Origin of the sequence: Pseudomonas sp. QS1027, from assembly GCF_002814235.1 — a bacterium.
In the GTDB taxonomy this organism is placed as follows: domain Bacteria; phylum Pseudomonadota; class Gammaproteobacteria; order Pseudomonadales; family Pseudomonadaceae; genus Aquipseudomonas.
Map to the genome: position 1 here is coordinate 430,549 of NZ_PHSU01000011.1, position 18,635 is coordinate 449,183.

General features: G+C 62.3%; 19 protein-coding genes. 15 read left to right on the forward strand and 4 right to left on the reverse strand.

Going from position 1 to position 18,635, the window contains the following annotated elements; genetic code table 11:
• Positions 1-121: 121 nt before the first annotated feature.
• Positions 122-481 (reverse strand): hypothetical protein, encoded by a 360-nt coding sequence (locus CWE01_RS12805; RefSeq protein WP_100940879.1) that lies wholly within the window; start codon positions 479-481, stop codon positions 122-124.
• 236 nt (positions 482-717) lie between these two features.
• Between CWE01_RS12805 and CWE01_RS12810 the strand changes: the two genes are divergently transcribed.
• From CWE01_RS12810 to CWE01_RS12820, 3 genes are all read left to right on the forward strand, one after another.
• Entirely contained in the window at positions 718-2,016 is a 1,299-nt protein-coding gene (locus CWE01_RS12810) for a serine/threonine protein kinase (protein ID WP_100940880.1), read from the forward strand.
• The gene (locus CWE01_RS12815; RefSeq protein ID WP_100940881.1) at positions 2,009-2,797 is read left to right on the forward strand and encodes a VacJ family lipoprotein; all 789 of its coding nucleotides are present in this window, start codon (positions 2,009-2,011) and stop codon (positions 2,795-2,797) included. The genes CWE01_RS12810 and CWE01_RS12815 overlap by 8 nt, the downstream gene beginning before the upstream one ends.
• A gap of 63 nt (positions 2,798-2,860) precedes the next feature.
• Positions 2,861-3,670: a Cof-type HAD-IIB family hydrolase gene (locus CWE01_RS12820; protein ID WP_100940882.1), complete on the forward strand. Its 810-nt coding sequence runs from the start codon at positions 2,861-2,863 to the stop codon at positions 3,668-3,670.
• Between the two features lie 156 nt (positions 3,671-3,826).
• Here CWE01_RS12820 and CWE01_RS12825 read toward each other — a convergent pair whose 3' ends face one another.
• A complete protein-coding gene (locus CWE01_RS12825) occupies positions 3,827-5,005 on the reverse strand; it encodes a patatin-like phospholipase family protein (RefSeq protein WP_100940883.1) in 1,179 nt (392 codons plus the stop codon).
• Positions 5,006-5,075: 70 nt separating this feature from the next.
• On the reverse strand, positions 5,076-6,008 hold the full coding sequence (locus tag CWE01_RS12830; RefSeq protein WP_100940884.1) for a lipid A biosynthesis lauroyl acyltransferase: 933 nt from the start codon (positions 6,006-6,008) through the stop codon (positions 5,076-5,078).
• 121 nt (positions 6,009-6,129) lie between these two features.
• Here CWE01_RS12830 and minC point away from each other — a divergent pair, with 121 nt between their 5' ends.
• The 7 genes from minC (at position 6,130) to CWE01_RS12860 (ending at position 12,825) form a co-directional block, all read left to right on the forward strand.
• Positions 6,130-6,867, forward strand: a complete 738-nt coding sequence (gene minC, locus CWE01_RS12835; protein ID WP_100940885.1) for a septum site-determining protein MinC — start codon at positions 6,130-6,132, stop codon at positions 6,865-6,867.
• Positions 6,868-7,070: 203 nt separating this feature from the next.
• A complete protein-coding gene (gene minD / locus CWE01_RS12840) occupies positions 7,071-7,883 on the forward strand; it encodes a septum site-determining protein MinD (RefSeq protein ID WP_100940886.1) in 813 nt (270 codons plus the stop codon).
• Between the two features lie 3 nt (positions 7,884-7,886).
• Positions 7,887-8,141, forward strand: a complete 255-nt coding sequence (gene minE / locus CWE01_RS12845) for a cell division topological specificity factor MinE (protein WP_007898843.1) — start codon at positions 7,887-7,889, stop codon at positions 8,139-8,141.
• 90 nt (positions 8,142-8,231) lie between these two features.
• On the forward strand, positions 8,232-8,867 hold the full coding sequence (locus CWE01_RS12850; RefSeq protein WP_100940887.1) for an RluA family pseudouridine synthase: 636 nt from the start codon (positions 8,232-8,234) through the stop codon (positions 8,865-8,867).
• Positions 8,868-8,926: 59 nt separating this feature from the next.
• Positions 8,927-10,216 (forward strand): M18 family aminopeptidase, encoded by a 1,290-nt coding sequence (locus tag CWE01_RS12855; protein ID WP_100940888.1) that lies wholly within the window; start codon positions 8,927-8,929, stop codon positions 10,214-10,216.
• A gap of 197 nt (positions 10,217-10,413) precedes the next feature.
• Entirely contained in the window at positions 10,414-10,590 is a 177-nt protein-coding gene (locus CWE01_RS33565; RefSeq protein WP_177144249.1) for a hypothetical protein, read from the forward strand.
• A gap of 63 nt (positions 10,591-10,653) precedes the next feature.
• Positions 10,654-12,825, forward strand: a complete 2,172-nt coding sequence (locus CWE01_RS12860; protein ID WP_100940889.1) for a mechanosensitive ion channel family protein — start codon at positions 10,654-10,656, stop codon at positions 12,823-12,825.
• A gap of 5 nt (positions 12,826-12,830) precedes the next feature.
• Here CWE01_RS12860 and CWE01_RS12865 read toward each other — a convergent pair whose 3' ends face one another.
• The gene (locus CWE01_RS12865; RefSeq protein ID WP_100940890.1) at positions 12,831-13,544 is read right to left on the reverse strand and encodes a UTRA domain-containing protein; all 714 of its coding nucleotides are present in this window, start codon (positions 13,542-13,544) and stop codon (positions 12,831-12,833) included.
• A gap of 372 nt (positions 13,545-13,916) precedes the next feature.
• Here CWE01_RS12865 and CWE01_RS12870 point away from each other — a divergent pair, with 372 nt between their 5' ends.
• The 5 genes from CWE01_RS12870 to CWE01_RS12895 all read left to right on the forward strand — a co-directional run bounded on the left by CWE01_RS12870 (position 13,917) and on the right by CWE01_RS12895 (position 18,618).
• Positions 13,917-14,984, forward strand: a complete 1,068-nt coding sequence (locus CWE01_RS12870) for an ABC transporter substrate-binding protein (RefSeq protein WP_100940891.1) — start codon at positions 13,917-13,919, stop codon at positions 14,982-14,984.
• A 212-nt stretch (positions 14,985-15,196) separates the two neighbouring features.
• Complete coding sequence (locus CWE01_RS12880; RefSeq protein ID WP_100940892.1) at positions 15,197-16,003, forward strand: alkaline phosphatase family protein; 807 nt, start codon at positions 15,197-15,199, stop codon at positions 16,001-16,003.
• Positions 15,982-16,845, forward strand: coding sequence for an ABC transporter permease subunit (locus CWE01_RS12885; RefSeq protein WP_177144250.1), 864 nt, complete (start codon positions 15,982-15,984; stop codon positions 16,843-16,845). The genes CWE01_RS12880 and CWE01_RS12885 overlap by 22 nt, the downstream gene beginning before the upstream one ends.
• Positions 16,832-17,632 carry an ABC transporter permease gene (locus tag CWE01_RS12890; protein ID WP_100940894.1) on the forward strand — a complete coding sequence of 267 codons (801 nt, stop codon included), beginning with the start codon at positions 16,832-16,834 and terminating at the stop codon, positions 17,630-17,632. Before CWE01_RS12885 ends, CWE01_RS12890 begins: the two co-directional genes overlap by 14 nt.
• Positions 17,629-18,618, forward strand: a complete 990-nt coding sequence (locus CWE01_RS12895; protein WP_100940895.1) for an ABC transporter ATP-binding protein — start codon at positions 17,629-17,631, stop codon at positions 18,616-18,618. The genes CWE01_RS12890 and CWE01_RS12895 overlap by 4 nt, the downstream gene beginning before the upstream one ends.
• The last annotated feature ends 17 nt before the right edge of the window (positions 18,619-18,635 follow it).

Genomic DNA, 18,635 nt, shown 5'->3' on the forward strand with positions numbered 1-18,635 from the left:
CCGTCCTGTAGGAGCCTGGCTTGCCAGCGAAGAGGCCCCTGAGAACGCTAAAAGCTTCGCGGCGGTGCGGCGATCCGACAAGCCCTGCTCCTACAGGTTCGGTGTGCGTTCAACGACTCAGTCAGGCCGAACGCACCAACCGCAACCCCGCAATCACCAACGCAAACACCGCCAGGCTGGTGTTGTACAACGCCAGCGCCGGAAATCCGGCCAGCAGCGCCAGTACCGCCAAAGCCCGGCCCGGACGTCCCGGTGCGACAAAAGCCAATACCGCCGCAACCAACGCCGTCCAGCCCAACGTCTTGAAGTGGATCAACCACCCCAGGTTGGAGCGTGCCTGGCACTGCCAGCGCGACGCCTCATCCAGGCACAGCCCGACCCACTGCCCGTCCTCCATCAATCCGTAACGCACGCCATAACTGGCAGCCAGCCACAACGGCAGGACAATAAGCAGCAGAACCAGCGGCAAGCGGCGAGACATGGACAACTCCGATAAGCGAAAACGGCGCCCAGCATAATCGCCAGAGGCGCCTATGCAAGCGCTCGCCACACATAACTGTTCGGCAAACTGCGGCAAAGTGTATCGTGGCCAGGCAATTACCCGTCGCAACCCCGTCTAAAATGCTTTTTTAGCGTCGGGACATGGCACTTCGGCAGTACCCCGGTGGTCATAGCCTGCGAACCTCATTCAGTGCTTTCCTTCAAAGGGATGTAGTCATGCTCCTTTCTCTGCGCCTCGCTGCCTTTATCGGCGGTCTCATCTTGAGTGCGTCCGCCCTGGCAGTCGATGTCGACGCCGCCAGTTATGGCTACCCGCTGACCAACCCGTTCGAAGCGACCATCGCCACCACGCCCCCGGCGCTGCGGCCGAAGCTGCCCGACGACGACAAGATCCACCAGGCCGACTACAGCCTCAAGCTGCGCCCCGAGCGCGACTTCATCCTCCCGGACAATTTCTGGGCAGTGAAGAAACTCACCTACCGCCTGGCCCAGCAGGATCACCCGGCGCCACTGATCTTCCTGATCTCCGGCACCGGCGCACGTTATGACAGCGCCATCAACGAATACCTGAAAAAGCTCTACTACCAGGCCGGCTACCACGTCGTGCAGTTGTCATCGCCCACCAGCTTCGACTTCATGAGCGCCGCCTCGCGCTTCGCCACCCCCGGCATCAGCCAGGAAGACGCCGAGGACATGTACCGGGTCATGCAGGCGGTACGCGCCCAGCAACCGAAACTGCCGGTGACCGAGTACTACCTCACCGGCTACAGCCTCGGCGCCCTGGACGCGGCCTTCGTCAGCAAGCTGGATGAAACCCGACGCAGCTTCAACTTCAAGAAAGTCCTGCTGCTCAACCCGCCGGTCAACCTCTACACCTCGGTCACCAACCTCGACAAGCTGGTGCAGACCGAGGTCAAGGGCATCAACAACAGCACCACCTTCTATGAACTGGTGCTGGGCAAGCTGACCCGCTACTTCCAGCAGAAGGGCTATATCGACCTCAACGACGCCCTGCTCTACGACTTCCAGCAGTCCAAGCAACACCTGACCAATGAACAGATGGCCATGCTGATCGGCACGACCTTCCGTTTTTCGGCGGCGGACATCGCCTTTACCTCGGACCTGATCAACCGCCGCGGCCTGATCACCCCGCCGAAATACCCGATCAGCGAAGGCACCAGCCTCACGCCGATGTTCAAGCGCGCCCTGCAATGCGACTTCGACTGCTACCTGACCGAACAGGTGATCCCGATGTGGCGCGCCCGCAGCGACGGCGGCAGCCTGCTGCAACTGATTGACCAGGTCAGCCTCTACGCCCTCAAGGACTACCTGCACGACAGCCCGAAAATCGCCGTGATGCACAACGCCGACGACGTGATCCTCGGCCCTGGAGACCTCGGTTTCCTGCGCAGCACCTTTGGCGATCGCCTGACGGTCTACCCCCATGGCGGCCACTGCGGCAACCTCAATTACCGCGTCAACGCCGACGCCATGCTGGAGTTCTTCCGTGGCTAAATCTCTTTTGTTGATCGCAGCCCTGCTCTGCGCAACCCCTGCCCTGGCCGACAACAGCAAGGCGCATACCCCGGTGGTGCATGACGCGGACGGCTTCACCGAGCCGTTGACCAAGCTCAAGTTCAACCCGGGCCTGGACCAGCGCGAATTCGAGCGTTCGACCCTCAACGCCCTGAGCGTCTACGATCCGCTGGAGTCCTGGAACCGCCGGGTCTACCACTTCAACTACCGCTTCGACGAGTGGGTGTTCCTGCCGGCGGTCGATGGCTACCGCTACGTCACGCCGACCTTCCTGCGCGAGGGTGTGAGCCACTTCTTCAGTAACCTGGGAGATGTCTCCAACCTGCTCAACAGCCTGTTCCAGTTCAAGGGCAAGCGCGCACTGGAAACCACCGGACGCCTGCTGCTCAACACCACCATCGGCGTCGCCGGCCTGTGGGACCCGGCGACCAAGATGGGCCTGCCACGGCAGACCGAAGACTTCGGCCAGACCCTGGGCTTCTACGGTGTACCGGGCGGGGCGTACCTGGTGCTGCCGTTCTTCGGACCGTCGAACCTGCGCGATACCGGTGGCCTGGTGTTCGACTTCGCCGCCGAAGCGCAGATCAACTTCCTCAACGTTTCGCAGGTCAGTTCCGACCATCCGGAGATCTATCTGCTGGAGGCCATCGACAAGCGCTACACCACCAGCTTCCGTTATGGCCAGTTGAACTCACCATTCGAATACGAGAAAGTCCGCTACGTGTACACCGAGGCGCGCAAGTTGCAGATTGCTGAATAAACCCGGACCTTGCAGGGCCTGTCCGGGATATTAAAGACCAACAGGCCTGACCAGGACATAAGCATGTACCACCTGATTGCTACCGACCTCGACGGCACCCTGCTGCTACCGGATGATCGCATCGGCGAGTATTCCCACGGGGTGCTCAAGCGCCTGCAGGAGGCCGGCAAGCATGTGGTCATCGCCACCGGGCGCAGCCAGCCCGATGTCGAGGCGATCCTGCGGCCCTACAACCTGCAGGTTCATCTGATCACCGCCAACGGCGCGCGGGTCAGCAGTGCCTGCAAGACCCTGGAGGCCAGCGAGCATCTGCCGCCGCAAGCAGTGCAAGCCCTGCTGGACGCCACCCGGTACGACCCGAACCTGGTGACCAACCTGTATTGCCAGTCCCGCTGGTTCACCAATGCCGATAGCCAGCTGCTGAAGAGATTCATGCAGAACGAAGGCTTCCCGCCCACGGTAGTGACCAGCGATGAGTTCCCCCTTGAAGCGGTGGAGAAAGTTTTCTTTATCCACAAGGACAAGGACCATGAGGCCCTGGCGGTTCTGGATGAACAGCTCAAGCGCCGGGTGGGCGATCAGGTGCACAGCACCTTTTCCTCGCCTTTCTGCCTGGAAATGATGGCCAGCGGCGTATCCAAGGGCAGCGCCCTGAAGAAACTCGCGGACTTCCTGCAAGTGCCACTGAGCCAGTGCATCGCGTTCGGCGATGGGATGAACGATGTCGAGATGCTCTCGAGCATCGGCAAGGGACTGGTGATGGGCACGGCTCACGCCAAGGTCTTCCAGGCTCTGCCCGGGCACGAAACCCTGGGCAGTTGCAGCGAGGAGTCGGTCGCGCGTTATCTGGCGGCGAACCTGCTGACAGCGTAATCAACAGACTGAACACGGTCCCTGTAGGAGCATGGCTTGCCAGCGAAGCTTTTGGCGGTCTTACGGGCCCCTTCGCGGGCAAGCCCTGCTCCTACAAATTCCACGGTGCTTTCAAGATCGATATAAGACTGACTGGCCTCGAAGCAGGTCCGGGGCCTAGAGCGCCGACGCCGTCTGCGCCACCAGCGAAACCTGCGGCAAGCCGAGGAACCGACACAGCTCCTCGCGCTTGGCCATCGCATCACGACGCCCCAGCTCGATCAATTCGCTGCAATAGGACGCCTCGAACAACAGGTAACTCAACACCCCGGCACCACTGGTCCGGGTCGCCCCCGGCCCGCGCAGGAAAAAGCGCAGCGCCGCCGGCAACTCATGGCGATGACGCGCGGCGATTTCATCGATCGGCTGACTCGGCGCAATCACCAGCACATCCACCGGCGCCAGGCCCAGGCTACGCGGTTGTGGCGGCAACATCCGACTGAACTGATTCAAGCGCTGCAACAGCTCGATATCGCTTTCCAGGCTGTCAATAAAAGTGCTGTTGAGCATATGCCCGCCGATCTGCGCCAGGCTCGGCTGCTGCCCGCTATAGGTCCGCTCGGTGGCAGTGTCGACACCCCGAGGGTTGCCACTGACCCCCACCACCAGCACCCGGGTCGCCCCCAGATGCAAGGCCGGACTGATGGGCGCCGACTGACGCACCGCACCGTCACCGAAATACTCCTGGTCCAGTTTGACCGGGGCAAACAACAGCGGGATCGCCGAACTGGCCAGCAAGTGCTCCACCGTCAGCCGGGTCGGCACGCCGACCCGCCGATGGCGCAACCAGGAATCGATAGCACCCTTGCCCTGATAAAAGGTCACCGCCTGGCCCGACTCATAACCAAACGCGGTCACCGCCACGGCGTGCAACTGCTGTTGCTCGATGGCGTGGTCGATACCCGGCAGGTGCAGTTTTTCATTGAGCAGGTCACGCAAGGGCGAACTGTCGAGCAGCGCCACCGGCACCTGTGAACCCATGCCCAGCAGGCTGTGACCAAAGAAACGGCCGGCCTGGCGCATCACCCCCGGCCAGTCGCTACGCAACACCAGATGGCTGCGAAAGCCCTGCCAGAACGCGGTCAGGCGCTCGATGGCCGCCGTGAAGTCCACTGCCCCGCTGGCCAGGCTGACCGCATTGATCGCCCCCGCCGAAGTACCGACGATCACCGGAAAGGGGTTGGGAGCCCCCTCGGGCAACAGCTCGGCGATCGCCGCCAGCACACCCACCTGATAGGCCGCGCGCGCGCCCCCTCCAGAGAGAATCAGGCCGGTGACCGGTTCAGCTGGGCTCATCGCGACACTCCATTAATCAGTAACATCCTGATACACCACGCCTGCCCCCCGCCGCAACACCCGGATGGTTTTATCCGCGCTTTGGATAGAGTTTGGGCTCACCCGGCGGCCGGCTCTTGAAACGGCGATGGGCCCAGAGGTACTGCTCCGGGCATTCGCGCAGCGCCACCTCGACCCATTGATTGATCCGCAGGCAGTCGGCCTCTTCGGTCTCCCCCGGGAAGTCCGTCAGCGGCGGATGAATCACCAGCCGATAGCCACTGCCGTCGGCCAGGCGCTCCTGGGTGAAGGGCACCACCAGCGCCCTGCCCAGGCGGGCAAACTTGCTGGTGGCGGTGACAGTGGCCGCCTGGATACCGAACAGGGGCACGAACACACTCTGCTTGATCCCGTAGTCCTGGTCCGGCGCGTACCAGATCGCCCGACCGGCGCGCAGCAACTTGAGCATGCCGCGTACATCGTCACGCTCGACCGCCAGGGAATCGAGGTTGTGCCGTTCACGGCCACGGCGCTGGATAAAATCGAACAGCGCATTGCTGTGCTCGCGGTACATGCCGTCGATGGTATGGCGCTGACCGAGCAGGGCCGCGCCGATTTCCAGGGTGGTGAAATGCAGGGCCATCAGGATCACGCCCTTGCCTTCGCGCTGGGCGTTCTGCAGATGTTCGAGGCCTTCGATATGGGCCAGCTTTGCCAGGCGCGGCTTGGACCACCACCAGCTCATGGCCATTTCGAAGAAGGCGATCCCGGTGGACGCCAGGTTTTTCCGCAGCAATTGGTCGCGGTCAGCGTCGGACAACGCCGGAAAACACAATTGCAGATTACGCGCGGCAATCGTCCGTCGGTCGGCGGACACCCGATACATCACCGCGCCCAGAAAACGCCCCAGCAGCAGCAGGAAGCCATAGGGCAACTGGACAATCAGCCACAGCAAGCCCAACCCCAGCCATAGCAGCCAGTAACGGGGATGAAGAAAAGCAGCTCGAAAACGCGGGCGATCCATGGGTGATTCCGGACAGACAACAAGGCCGCGCATTCTACAACGGTTCGCGGCGGCTTGCGGCCCGAGGGCGTTCTCGTTATAAGTCTCGGCACTTTTAGTGACAAGCTGCGTTATCCCGACCATGAGCCAAACCGAACTGCTAGACCAGGATCCCGTGTTCCAGCTGAAGGGCAGCATGCTCGCCATCACGGTGCTGGAGCTGGCGCAGAACAACCTCGACGCCCTCGATCGGCAACTGGCGGCCAAAGTCGCCCAGGCCCCGAACTTCTTCAGCAACACCCCGCTGGTGCTGGCACTGGACAAACTGCCGGACGGCCAGGGCCCCATCGACCTGCCCGGACTGATGCGCGTCTGCCGCCAGCACGGCCTGCGTACCCTGGCGATCCGCGCCAACCGCATCGAAGACATTGCCGCCGCGATTGCCATCGACCTGCCGGTGCTGCCACCGTCCGGCGCCCGCGAACGGCCGGTCGACCCGACCGAAGGCCTGGAAAAGAAAAAACCGGAAAAACCACCAGAGCCTACTATCAAACCGACGAAGATCATCACCTCGCCGGTACGCGGCGGCCAACAGGTCTATGCCCAGGGCGGCGACCTGGTGGTCATCGCTTCCGTCAGCCCCGGCGCGGAACTTCTCGCCGATGGCAACATCCATGTTTATGGCCCCATGCGCGGTCGCGCCCTGGCCGGCATCAAGGGGGATACCAAGGCACGGATTTTCTGCCAGCAGCTGAGCGCGGAACTGGTCTCGATCGCCGGCCAGTACAAGGTTTCCGAAGATTTGCGCCGCGATCCCTTGTGGGGCGCCGGTGTTCAAGTCAGCTTGTCCGGCGACGTGTTGAACATCATCCGGCTTTAACGGATACTTGCCGCCATTTCCAAAATGTCGCCTTCTCGCAGCGAAAACAGCTCGAATGACGTGGGAAATCGCGAAAGGTAAGAATAACCCGAGGCACTTCAGACTTTTCCTCGATTTCCAACCGACGCTACACGACTACAGTTATTTTTTAGTGACGTTCTTCAGGGGCTGAAAGTCCTTTTTTCCTTTAGGGGTGATACACCTTGGCCAAGATTCTCGTGGTTACATCCGGCAAGGGTGGTGTGGGTAAGACCACCACCAGCGCCGCCATCGGTACCGGCCTCGCGCTGCGGGGCCACAAGACAGTGATCGTCGACTTCGACGTCGGCCTGCGTAACCTCGACCTGATCATGGGCTGCGAGCGTCGCGTGGTGTATGACTTCGTCAACGTCGTCCAGGGCGAAGCCAACCTGCAGCAAGCCCTGATCAAGGACAAGCGCCTGGAAAACCTCTACGTGCTGGCCGCCAGCCAGACCCGGGACAAGGACGCGCTGACCAAGGAAGGCGTGGAAAAGGTCCTGATGGCCCTCAAGGAAGATTTCGAGTTCGTCGTCTGCGACTCCCCGGCCGGTATCGAGACCGGTGCCCACCTGGCCATGTACTTCGCCGACGAAGCCATCGTCGTGACCAACCCCGAAGTGTCCTCGGTGCGTGACTCCGACCGTATGCTCGGCCTGCTGGCGAGCAAATCGCGCCGCGCCGAGAACAACGAAGAGCCGATCAAGGAACACCTGCTGCTGACCCGCTACAACCCCGAGCGCGTCAGCAACGGCGAGATGCTCGGCGTCGAAGACGTCAAGGACATCCTCGCGGTGACCCTGCTGGGCGTGATCCCCGAATCCCAGGCGGTGCTCAAGGCCTCCAACCAGGGCGTGCCGGTGATTCTCGACGACCAGAGCGATGCGGGCCAGGCCTACAGCGACGCGGTCGACCGCCTGCTGGGCAAGACCGTGGAACATCGCTTCCTCGATGTGAAGAAGAAAGGACTCTTCGAGCGCCTGTTTGGAGGCAACTAAGCAATGAACCTTTTTGACTTCTTTCGTGCCAGCAAAAAAGTAAGCACCGCGTCGGTCGCGAAAGAGCGTCTGCAGATCATCGTGGCGCACGAACGCGGCCAACGCAGCACCCCGGATTACCTGCCGGCCTTGCAGAAGGAACTGGTGGAAGTCATCCGCAAGTACGTCAATATCGGGTCCGACGACGTGCACGTGGCGCTGGAAAACCAGGGCAGCTGCTCGATCCTGGAACTCAATATCACCCTGCCCGATCGTTGATCGATCCGGTCGGAGCCACGGCGGCTCAATTGCCTTCACCGGTGTGAAGGCGATTGAGCCGCCGTTGGCGTTTGTTACGAGACTGTTTTAATGCCGCTGTCCAATATCCATATCCTCCATCAGGATGCCGCCGTACTGGTGGTGAACAAGCCGACCCTGCTGCTCTCCGTCCCCGGGCGGGCCGATGACAACAAGGACTGCCTGATTACCCGCCTGCAGGAAAACGGCTACCCCGAAGCCCGTATCGTCCACCGACTGGACTGGGAAACCTCCGGGATCATCCTGCTGGCCCGCGACCCGGACAGCCATCGCGAACTGTCGCGGCAGTTCCACGACCGGGAAACCGAAAAAGCCTACACCGCACTCTGCTGGGGCCAGCCGGAACTGGACAGCGGCAGCATCGACCTGCCCTTGCGCTACGACCCGCCGACCAAGCCGCGCCACGTGGTCGACCACGAGTTCGGCAAACACGCGCTGACCTTCTGGAAAGTCCTGGAGCGTTGCGGCGACTGGTGCCGGGTGGAACTGACCCCGATCACCGGGCGCTCGCACCAGTTGCGGGTGCATATGCTGTCCATCGGTCACCCGTTGCTGGGCGACGGTTTGTACGCCCATCCACAGGCCCTGGCCGCCTGGCCACGGCTGTGCCTGCACGCCAGCATGCTGAGCTTCACCCACCCGCAAAGCGGCGAACGCCTGCGTTTCGAGTGCCCGGCCCCCTTCTGAGTGTGTGGGAACCCTCCGCAAATACGGTAAACTCCTGACACTGCTGTCTGGAGCTACTTATGCGCGAAGAGTTGAACCAAGGCCTGATCGACTTCCTCAAGGCCTCCCCTACCCCGTTCCATGCCACTTCCAGCCTGGTTCAGCGCCTGGAAGCGGCGGGTTACCAGCGTCTCGACGAGCGCGAGACCTGGCACACCGAAGCCAACGGTCGCTACTACGTCACCCGCAATGACTCTTCGATTGTCGCCATCAAGCTCGGCCGTGCCTCGCCGCTGCTGGGCGGCATCCGCCTGGTCGGCGCCCACACCGACAGCCCGTGCCTGCGGGTCAAGCCGCAACCGGAACTGCAACGCCAGGGTTTCTGGCAACTGGGAGTGGAAGTCTACGGCGGTGCCCTGCTCGCCCCCTGGTTCGACCGCGACCTGTCGCTGGCCGGACGCGTGACCTTCCGCCGCGACGGCAAGGTCGAAAGCCAGCTGATCGACTTCAAGCTGCCCATCGCCATCATTCCCAACCTGGCGATCCACCTCAACCGCGAGGCCAACCAGGGCTGGGCGATCAACGCGCAGAACGAGCTGCCGCCGATCCTCGCCCAGTTCGCCGGTGACGAGCGAGTGGACTTCCGCGCCGTGCTCACCGAGCAACTGGCCCGCGAGCACGGCCTCAATGCCGATGTGGTGCTCGATTACGAGCTGAGCTTCTACGACACCCAGGCCGCCGCGGTCATCGGCCTGAACGGTGACTTTATCGCCGGTGCGCGCCTGGACAACCTGCTGTCCTGCTACGCCGGCCTGCAAGCGTTGCTCACCGCCGACAGCGAGGAAACCTGCGTGCTGGTCTGCAACGACCATGAGGAAGTCGGTTCCTGCTCCGCCTGCGGTGCCGACGGCCCGATGCTGGAACAGACCCTGCGCCGCCTGTTGCCCGAAGGTGACGAGTTCGTGCGGACCATCCAGAAATCCCTGCTGGTCTCGGCGGACAACGCCCACGGCGTGCACCCCAACTATGCCGACAAGCACGATGCCAACCACGGGCCGAAACTCAATGCCGGGCCGGTGATCAAGGTCAACAGCAACCAGCGCTACGCCACCAACAGCGAAACCGCCGGGTTCTTCCGCCACCTGTGCATGGCCGAGGAAGTGCCGGTGCAAAGCTTCGTGGTGCGCAGCGACATGGGTTGCGGCTCGACCATCGGCCCGATCACCGCCAGTCACCTGGGGGTGCGGACCGTGGACATCGGCCTGCCGACCTTCGCCATGCACTCGATCCGTGAGCTGGCCGGCAGCCATGACCTGGCGCACCTGGTGAAAGTCTTGAGCGCGTTCTACGCCAGCCGCGAGTTGCCATAGCACTTGAAAACGACACAAAACCTGTAGGCGCTGGGCTTGCCCGCGAAGAACGATAACGCGGTTACCCTGATACACCGCGGCGTCCTTGCGATTCGCGGGCAAGCCCTGCTCCTACAGTTCAGCGTTATCCTCCAGGTCTGATACACACCCGCCAAACCGACCTAGACTCAAGGTATCCCCTCGAGGAGGTTGCCGCCGTGATCACGCCCTTCGCTTTCCACACCATGCTCATTCCCATCCTGGGCGGCATGCTGATGTTGGCCGTCGGTTTCAACTTTCGCGAGCGCAACGCCGGAGTCCTGCTGATCTGGCTCGGCATGCTGTTCATCCTCGCCACCGTGGTCTACAAGATCCTCGCCCAGTTGACCGATTGAATGCATTGGCCCCACGCCTGACGTACACTTCGTCGACCCGTATCGTCCATGGTTGACTGCCCTGTGTTTGCCCGCCTCCTCGCCTTGCCCGCCGTTCTATTCATCTGCCTGCTGAGCCTCCTGCCATTGGTCAGCGCCGACGCGGCGGGCCTGCCGAGCCTGCTGGCCAGCGCGGAAAAAACCCAGCCGGTCCCCAGCGAACCCCTGGCGCAATCCCTCGATGAAGTGATCAAGAGCCTGGAGAACGACCAGCAGCGCACCAAGCTGCTGACCGACCTGAAGCGCCTGCGCGACAGCACCAGGAAAGCCCAGCCGGCCGCCGAAGAAGGCGTGCTGGGGCTGATCGGCAGCACCCTCGCCGGCTTCGAAAAGCAGTTTTCCGGTGACGACAGCCCGGTCAATCGCTGGTCGGAGGAATTCGACCTGGCCAAGGGCGAACTGATGGACCTGATGCTGCCGGCCAGCGAATGGCTGCCGATGGTCTTCGCCTTCGCCCTGATCCTCGCGCTCTGGAGTTTCCTCGCCTGTGCCATGATCTGGCTCGGGCGCCAGGTGCGCCTGCGCTTCGGCCTCAGCGAAGAACTGCCGCAACACCCACGCACCGTCGACCTGCTGCGTTTTGCCCTGCGCAAGCTCGGGCCCTGGCTGATCGCCCTGATCATCACCGTGTACATGAGCTACGCCCTGCCCTCGTCCCTGGGCAAGAACCTGGCGATGGTACTGGCCTACGCCCTGGTGATCGGCACCTGCTTCTCGGCCATCTGCGTGATCGCCTTCTCCGTGCTTGACGGCCAGCATCGTCATCAGGCCCTGTACATCCTTCGCCGTCGGGCGTTCCGACCGCTATGGCTGATCGGCAGCTTCGCCGCCTTTGGCGAGGCCCTCAGCGACCCACGGATGATCGCCAGCCTCGGCGGCCACCTGGCCCATACCGCCGCGACCTTCGCCAACGTCATGGCCGCACTGTCCACCGGACTGTTCATCATCCGCTTCCGCCGGCCCATTGCCCACCTGATCCGCAACCAGCCGCTGTCCCGGCGCCTGAACCGCCGCGCCCTGAACGACACCCTGGCAATCCTCGGCACCTTCTGGTTCGTTCCGGCGCTGATCCTGGTGGCGATCTCGCTGTTCGCCACCTTCGTCTCCGCCGGCGATACCAGCACCGCCCTGCGCCAATCGCTGATCTGCACCGTGCTGGTGGTGTTATGCATGGTGATCAACGGGCTGGTGCGTCGTCACGCCCTCAAGCCCCATCGCGGCCACAAGCGCCACGCGCTGTACTCCGAGCGCTTGACCAACTTCGGCTACACCCTGGTGCACCTGGCGGTGTGGCTGGTGTTTATCGAGCTGGGCCTGCGGGTCTGGGGCATGTCGCTGATCCGCTTCACCGAAGGCGAGGGGCATGAGGTGAGTGTCAGGCTGTTCAGCCTCGGCGGCACGCTGATCTTCGCCTGGCTGGTGTGGATTCTCAGCGACACCGCCGTGCACCACGCCCTGACCCGTTCGCGCAAAGGCCTGGCGAATGCCCGGGCGCAGACCATGATGCCGCTGATCCGCAACGTGCTGTTCGTGGCGATCTTCATCATTGCGCTGATCGTCGCCCTGGCGAACATGGGCATGAACGTCACGCCCCTGCTGGCCGGTGCCGGTGTAATCGGCCTGGCGATCGGCTTTGGTGCGCAGTCGCTGGTGGCGGACCTGATCACCGGCCTGTTCATCATTATCGAAGACTCCCTGGCCATCGACGATTACGTAGACGTCGGCGGCCACCTCGGCACGGTGGAAGGCTTGACCATCCGCACGGTGCGCTTGCGGGACATCGACGGGATCGTCCACACCATTCCGTTCAGCGAGATCAAGAGCATCAAGAACTACTCGCGGGAGTTCGGCTACGCGATCTTCCGGGTGGCGATTCCGTTCAACATGCCGATCGATAACGCAATCAAGCTGATGCGCGATGTCGGCCAGAAGATGCGTACCGACCCGCTGCAACGGCGCAATATCTGGTCGCCGCTGGAGATCCAGGGGGTGGAGAGTTTCGAGTCCGGCAGCGCGATCCTGCGCGCGCGATTCAAGACCGCACCGATCAAGCAGTGGGAGGTTTCACGGGCCTTCAACCTGGCGCTCAAGCGCACCATGGACGAGGCCGGGCTGGATCTGGCGACGCCGCGCTTGAGTGTGCAGGTGGTGACCGCCGGCGGCGGCGCGGAAACGGAATCCGCACCGACCTCCTGAACAGCTCACACCACATCCACCCCGACATGAATCGCATCATGTCGCCAGAACTCCAGATCGCAGTCGATCAGCCGTTCGTGCTGGTCGTAGTTGACCCGGGCAATGCGCAAGCCCGGGCTCCCCACCGACACCCGCAACGCCGCTGCCGCGTCGACCTGCAATGAGGTCGGCACGATCTCGAACCTGACCCGCCCGTAATGCAGGTCGTAATGCCGGGCATACAGCTCGGTGATCGACTGGTTCAGGTCGAACGCCAGGATCCCCGGGAAATACTGCGGATTCAGGTAGTGCTCGACATACAGCACCAGCCGCTCGTCGATCCGCCGCGCCCGGCAGATCTGGATCACGCTGGACAACGCCGGCAACTGCAACCAGTCACACACCGCCGCCGACGCCGGCTGCAGGCGCGCCGAGATCACCTGGGTCGACGGCACCCGACCCTGGGCACTGACCATCGCGTGAAAGTGGCTACGCTGCATCAGGTTATAGGCCAGGCGCGGCGGCGAGATAAACCAGCCCCGACGCTCCTCGCGATAGATCAACCCCTGGGCCTCCAGCTGCAACAAGGCCTCACGCACGGTGATCCGGGTGGTACCGAACAACTCACTGAGTTTGCGCTCGGCGGGCAATTTGCTACCCGGTGGCAGCAGGCCGTGTCCAATCTGCTCATGCAGAGCCTGACCGATAGCTGTCACCGCCTTGGGTGCCTCTTCGCGCATCAACGTTACCTATCTGGACTAGACCAGCACTGTTTGAGGGCACAACCGCGCAGGATCGCGGTCTCCACTTGTAACGCTCAGCCTAGGCAATGCAGATGACTGATATGTGACAAAGCGACGAAACGGTGCACATGGACGGTCGTTCCATAATGATCAACCCCTTTAATATCAGTTAGTTAACTATGGTCTACGCTTAACGCGATGGTCATGAATACCACCGATAAAAAACCTTGCAGGACTGATGCCGACATCAAAGTGTCATCCAGCAAGCTTAAATTGGCTCAGGTATTGCTGACCTAGACCAAACGATCCAAACCACCGCACTACTTTTTATAAAAATCGCCGCGTTGAAAACGCCCAAAGGAGCTTCGGATGAAACAGCTTTTCCTGGCATCACTGTTAGGCTCGACCATTGCCTTGTGCACCTCGGCCATGGCTGCTGGCACCGATTTGAAAGCACTGGAAACCGCCGCCAAGCAAGAAGGCGCCGTGAACAGCGTCGGCATGCCCGATGACTGGGCGAACTGGGCCGGCACCTGGAAAGACCTGAGCGACAAGTACGGCCTCAAGCACATCGACACCGACATGAGCTCGGCCCAGGAAGTCGCCAAGTTCGCTGCCGAGAAAGACAACGCCAGCGCCGACATCGGCGACGTCGGTGCCGCCTTCGGCCCGATCGCGGTCAAGCAGGGTGTGACCCAACCGTACAAGCCAAGCACCTGGGAACAGGTTCCGGCCTGGGCGAAGGACAAGGACGGCAACTGGGCACTGGCCTACACCGGCACCATCGCGTTCATCGTCAACAAGAAGCTGCTGCACGGCTCCGAAGCGCCGAAAAGCTGGGCTGACCTCAAGACCGGTAAATACAAGGTTTCCATCGGTGACGTGAGCACCGCGGCCCAGGCCGCCAACGGCGTACTGGCCGCTGCCCTGGCCAACGGTGGTGACGAGAAGAACATCCAGCCCGCGCTGCTGATGTTTGCCGAGATCGCCAAGCAAGGTCGCCTGTCGCTCGCCAACCCGACCATCGCCACCATGGAAAAGGGTGAAGTCGAAGTCGGTGTGGTCTGGGACTTCAACGGCCTGAGCTACAAGGCCAAGATGGCCAACCCGGATGACTACGTGGTGCTGATTCCATCGGACGGTTCGGTGATCTCCGGCTACACCACCATCATCAACAAATACGCCAAGCACCCGAACGCGGCCAAGCTGGCGCGTGAGTACATCTTCAGCGACGCCGGCCAGATCAACCTGGCACGCGGCAACGCCCGTCCGATCCGTGCCGAGCACCTGACCCTGCCGGAAGACGTGAAGGCCAAGCTGCTGCCTAACGAGCAGTACAAGAAAGTCACGCCGATCAAAGATGCCGATGCATGGGAAAAAACTTCCAAGGCACTGCCGCAGAAGTGGAACGAAGAAGTCATCGTCAACATGCAATAACCCGACTGGCTTGACCCGGTGCGCGTCACTCGGGTCAACGCGGCTGTAGGAGCCGGCTTGCTGGCGATGAGGACCGAAAGGGCGATGCAAACCTCAAGGCCCCCATCGCCAGCAAGCCGGCTCCTACACGACCGCGTTGAGCGTTGTTACGCATTACGGGCCGAGGCAGTTTTTACAGGTTTTGTTCATTCCCCAACATGGAGACCCGGCTTATGCAGCACAACGTTATCCTGGTCGTGCTCGATGGCCTGAACTACGAGGTCGCCCGCCATGCCATGGGCCATCTCCAGGCTTACGCAGGCGCAGGACGCGCGGCGCTGTACAAACTGGAATGCGAGTTGCCCTCGCTCTCAAGACCGCTCTACGAATGTATTCTGACCGGTGTGGCTCCGATCCGGAGCGGCATCGTGCACAACCACGTCTCGCGCCTGTCCAACCAGCGCAGCGTGTTCCATTACGCCCGCGACGCTGGCCTGACCACCGCGGCGGCGGCCTATCACTGGGTCAGTGAGCTGTACAACCGCACGCCCTTCGTCGCGGCCCGTGACCGTCACACCCGGGATGAAAACCTGGCGATCCAGCACGGCCATTTCTACTGGGTCGATCACTACCCCGATTCCCATCTGTTCGCCGATGCCGAAAGCCTGCGCCTGCAACACGCGCCGAACTTCCTGCTGGTGCACCCGATGAACATCGACGACGCCGGTCACAAACACGGCCTCGACACCGCGCAATACCGCAACAGCGCGCGGTCGGCCGACATCATCCTGGCCGACTACCTGCAAGGCTGGCTCGACGCCGGCTACCAGGTGCTGGTGACCGCCGACCACGGCATGAACAACGATCGCTCGCACAACGGCCTGCTGGCCGAAGAACGCGAAGTGCCGCTGTTCGTCCTCGGCGATGCCTTCAGTTTCAATCCCGACGCCACGCCCCTGCAGACGCAGCTCTGCGGCACGATCTGCGAACTGCTGGGCGTCCCCCATGACAAACCTGTATGCCGGGAGTTGTTGAAGTGAATTCACTCACCCGTGGCAAATGGCTCGCCGTGCTCTGCCTGGTGCCTTTTGCCCTGTTCTTTATCGTGTTCGAGATCGCGCCGCTGGTGTGGGTGCTGATCAACAGCCTGCAATCGGAAGACGACGGCTGGGGCCTGGCCAACTTCAGCAAGATCTTCAGCTCGAAGTTCTACCTGCAGGCGATCCAGTACAGCCTGGAGATCAGCTTCTGGTCCAGCGTGTTCGGCATGCTGATCGCCGTGCTCGGGGCCTATTCCCTGCGCCGGGTCGACTCGCGCCTGCGGGACTTCGTCAACGCCTTCGCCAACATGACCAGCAACTTCGCCGGCGTGCCCCTGGCCTTCGCGTTCATCATCCTGCTGGGCTTCAACGGCACCATCACCATCATGCTGAAACAGGCCGGGATCATTCAGGATTTCAACCTGTACTCGAAAACCGGCCTGATCATTCTCTACACCTACTTCCAGATTCCCCTCGGCGTGCTGCTGCTCTACCCGGCCTTCGACGCCCTGCGCGAAGACTGGCGTGAGTCCGCCGCGCTGCTCGGCGCCGACGGCTGGCAATTCTGGCGGCATATCGGCCTGCCGGTGCTGACCCCGGCGCTGCTGGGCACCTTCGTCATCCTGCTGGCCAACGCCCTCGGTGCCTACGCCACGGTGTACGCCCTGACCACCGGCAACTTCAACGTCTTGCCGATCCGTATTGCCGCCATGGTTTCCGGCGACATCAGCCTCGACCCGAACATGGCCAGCGCGCTGGCGGTGGTGCTGGTGGGCCTGATGACCTTCGTGACCGTGATCCATCAGTGGCTGTTGAAAAGGAGCTACCATGTCGCGCGCTGAACCCGGCTCCGCCGCCCTGTACCACCGCGTGGTGGTCTACCTGCTGTTCCTGATCCTGCTGCTGCCGCTCGCCGGCACCCTGGTCTACTCCCTGGCCAGCAGCTGGTCGGCGACCATCCTGCCCGCCGGTTTCACCTTCAAGTGGTACCTGCAACTGTGGAGCGACCCGCGTTTCCTCAATGCCTTCGGCCAGTCGCTGATCGTCTGCGTCGGCTCGCTGGTGTTGTCGGTGGTGCTGATCCTGCCGCTGCTGTTCGTGGTGCACTACCACTTCCCCAGGCTCGACGCGCTGATGAACATCCTCATCCTGCTGCCCTTCGCGGTGCCGCCGGTGGTGTCCTCGGTCGGCCTGTTGCAGCTGTACGGTTCCGGACCGTTCGCCATGGTCGGCACACCCTGGATCCTGATCGGTTGCTACTTCACCGTGGCCTTGCCGTTCATGTACCGGGCGATCACCAACAACCTGCAGGCGATCAACCTGCGCGACCTGATGGACGCCGCCCACCTGCTCGGTGCCAGCACCTGGCAGGCGGCGTTCCTGGTGGTGCTGCCGAACCTGCGCAAGGGCCTGATGGTCGCGCTGCTGCTGTCGTTCTCCTTCCTGTTCGGCGAGTTCGTGTTCGCCAACATCCTGGTCGGTACCCGCTATGAAACCCTGCAGGTGTACCTGAACAACATGCGCAACAGCAGCGGCCACTTCACCAGCGCCCTGGTCATCTCTTATTTCCTCTTCGTGCTGGTGCTCACCTGGGTCGCCAACCGCCTGAACAAGGACAAAAGCCAATGAGCTTCATCAGTGTCCAGAACCTGAAAAAAACCTACGCCGGCACCACGGTGTTCAGCGACATCAACTGCGAAATCGCCAAGGGTGAATTCGTCACCCTGCTCGGCCCGTCCGGTTGTGGCAAGTCGACCCTGCTGCGCTGCATCGCCGGCCTGACCCCGGTGGACAGCGGCAAGATCCTCCTCGACGGCCAGGACATCGTTCCGCTGAGCCCGCAGAAACGCGCGATCGGCATGGTGTTCCAGAGCTACGCGCTGTTCCCCAACATGACCGTGGAACAGAACGTCGCCTTCGGCCTGAAGATGCAGAAGGTCAATGCCGACGACAGCCACAAGCGCGTCATGGAAGCCCTCAAGCTGGTGGAACTGCACGACTTCGCCGCGCGCTACCCGCATCAGTTGTCCGGTGGCCAATGCCAGCGCGTGGCCCTGGCCCGCTCCCTGGTCACCCGTCCACGCCTGCTGTTGCTCGATGAGCCGCTGTCGGCCCTGGATGCGCGGATTCGCAAGCACCTGCGCGAGCAGATCCGGGCGATCCAGCGCGAACTGGGCCTGACCACGATTTTCGTCACCCACGACCAGGAAGAAGCCCTGACCATGAGTGACCGGATCTTCCTGATGAACCAGGGCAAGATCGTCCAGAGCGGCGACGCCGAATCCCTCTACACCGCGCCGGTGGACGTGTTTGCCGCCGGGTTTATCGGCAACTACAACCTGCTCGACGCCGACGCCGCCAGCCGCCTGTTGCAGCGGCCGATCAACAGTCGCATCGCCATTCGCCCGGAAGCCATCGAACTGCGTGCCGAGGGTGAACTGGACGCGCTGATCCGCGGTCACAGCTTGCTCGGCAACGTCATTCGTTATCGGGTCGAGGCCCGGGGCGTGGAACTGGTGGTGGACGTGCTCAACCGCTCGGCCGCCGACCTGCACCCCGAAGGCCGGCGTTTGTCGCTGTCTATCGATCCGAGTGCCCTATGTGAGGTAGCCTGATGTCCTTAGCGCGTTTG

Bases quoted from the DNA above. Each gene is read 5' to 3' on its own strand.
- CWE01_RS12805 (WP_100940879.1), bottom strand. From the start codon at position 481: ATGTCTCGCCGCTTGCCGCTGGTTCTGCTGCTTATTGTCCTGCCGTTG.
- CWE01_RS12810 (WP_100940880.1), top strand. From the start codon at position 718: ATGCTCCTTTCTCTGCGCCTCGCTGCCTTTATCGGCGGTCTCATCTTG.
- CWE01_RS12820 (WP_100940882.1), top strand. From the start codon at position 2,861: ATGTACCACCTGATTGCTACCGACCTCGACGGCACCCTGCTGCTACCG.
- CWE01_RS12825 (WP_100940883.1), bottom strand. From the start codon at position 5,005: ATGAGCCCAGCTGAACCGGTCACCGGCCTGATTCTCTCTGGAGGGGGC.
- CWE01_RS12830 (WP_100940884.1), bottom strand. From the start codon at position 6,008: ATGGATCGCCCGCGTTTTCGAGCTGCTTTTCTTCATCCCCGTTACTGG.
- minC (WP_100940885.1), top strand. From the start codon at position 6,130: ATGAGCCAAACCGAACTGCTAGACCAGGATCCCGTGTTCCAGCTGAAG.
- minE (WP_007898843.1), top strand. From the start codon at position 7,887: ATGAACCTTTTTGACTTCTTTCGTGCCAGCAAAAAAGTAAGCACCGCG.
- CWE01_RS12850 (WP_100940887.1), top strand. From the start codon at position 8,232: ATGCCGCTGTCCAATATCCATATCCTCCATCAGGATGCCGCCGTACTG.
- CWE01_RS12855 (WP_100940888.1), top strand. From the start codon at position 8,927: ATGCGCGAAGAGTTGAACCAAGGCCTGATCGACTTCCTCAAGGCCTCC.
- CWE01_RS12865 (WP_100940890.1), bottom strand. From the start codon at position 13,544: ATGCGCGAAGAGGCACCCAAGGCGGTGACAGCTATCGGTCAGGCTCTG.
- CWE01_RS12870 (WP_100940891.1), top strand. From the start codon at position 13,917: ATGAAACAGCTTTTCCTGGCATCACTGTTAGGCTCGACCATTGCCTTG.
- CWE01_RS12880 (WP_100940892.1), top strand. From the start codon at position 15,197: ATGCAGCACAACGTTATCCTGGTCGTGCTCGATGGCCTGAACTACGAG.
- CWE01_RS12885 (WP_177144250.1), top strand. From the start codon at position 15,982: ATGCCGGGAGTTGTTGAAGTGAATTCACTCACCCGTGGCAAATGGCTC.
- CWE01_RS12890 (WP_100940894.1), top strand. From the start codon at position 16,832: ATGTCGCGCGCTGAACCCGGCTCCGCCGCCCTGTACCACCGCGTGGTG.
- CWE01_RS12895 (WP_100940895.1), top strand. From the start codon at position 17,629: ATGAGCTTCATCAGTGTCCAGAACCTGAAAAAAACCTACGCCGGCACC.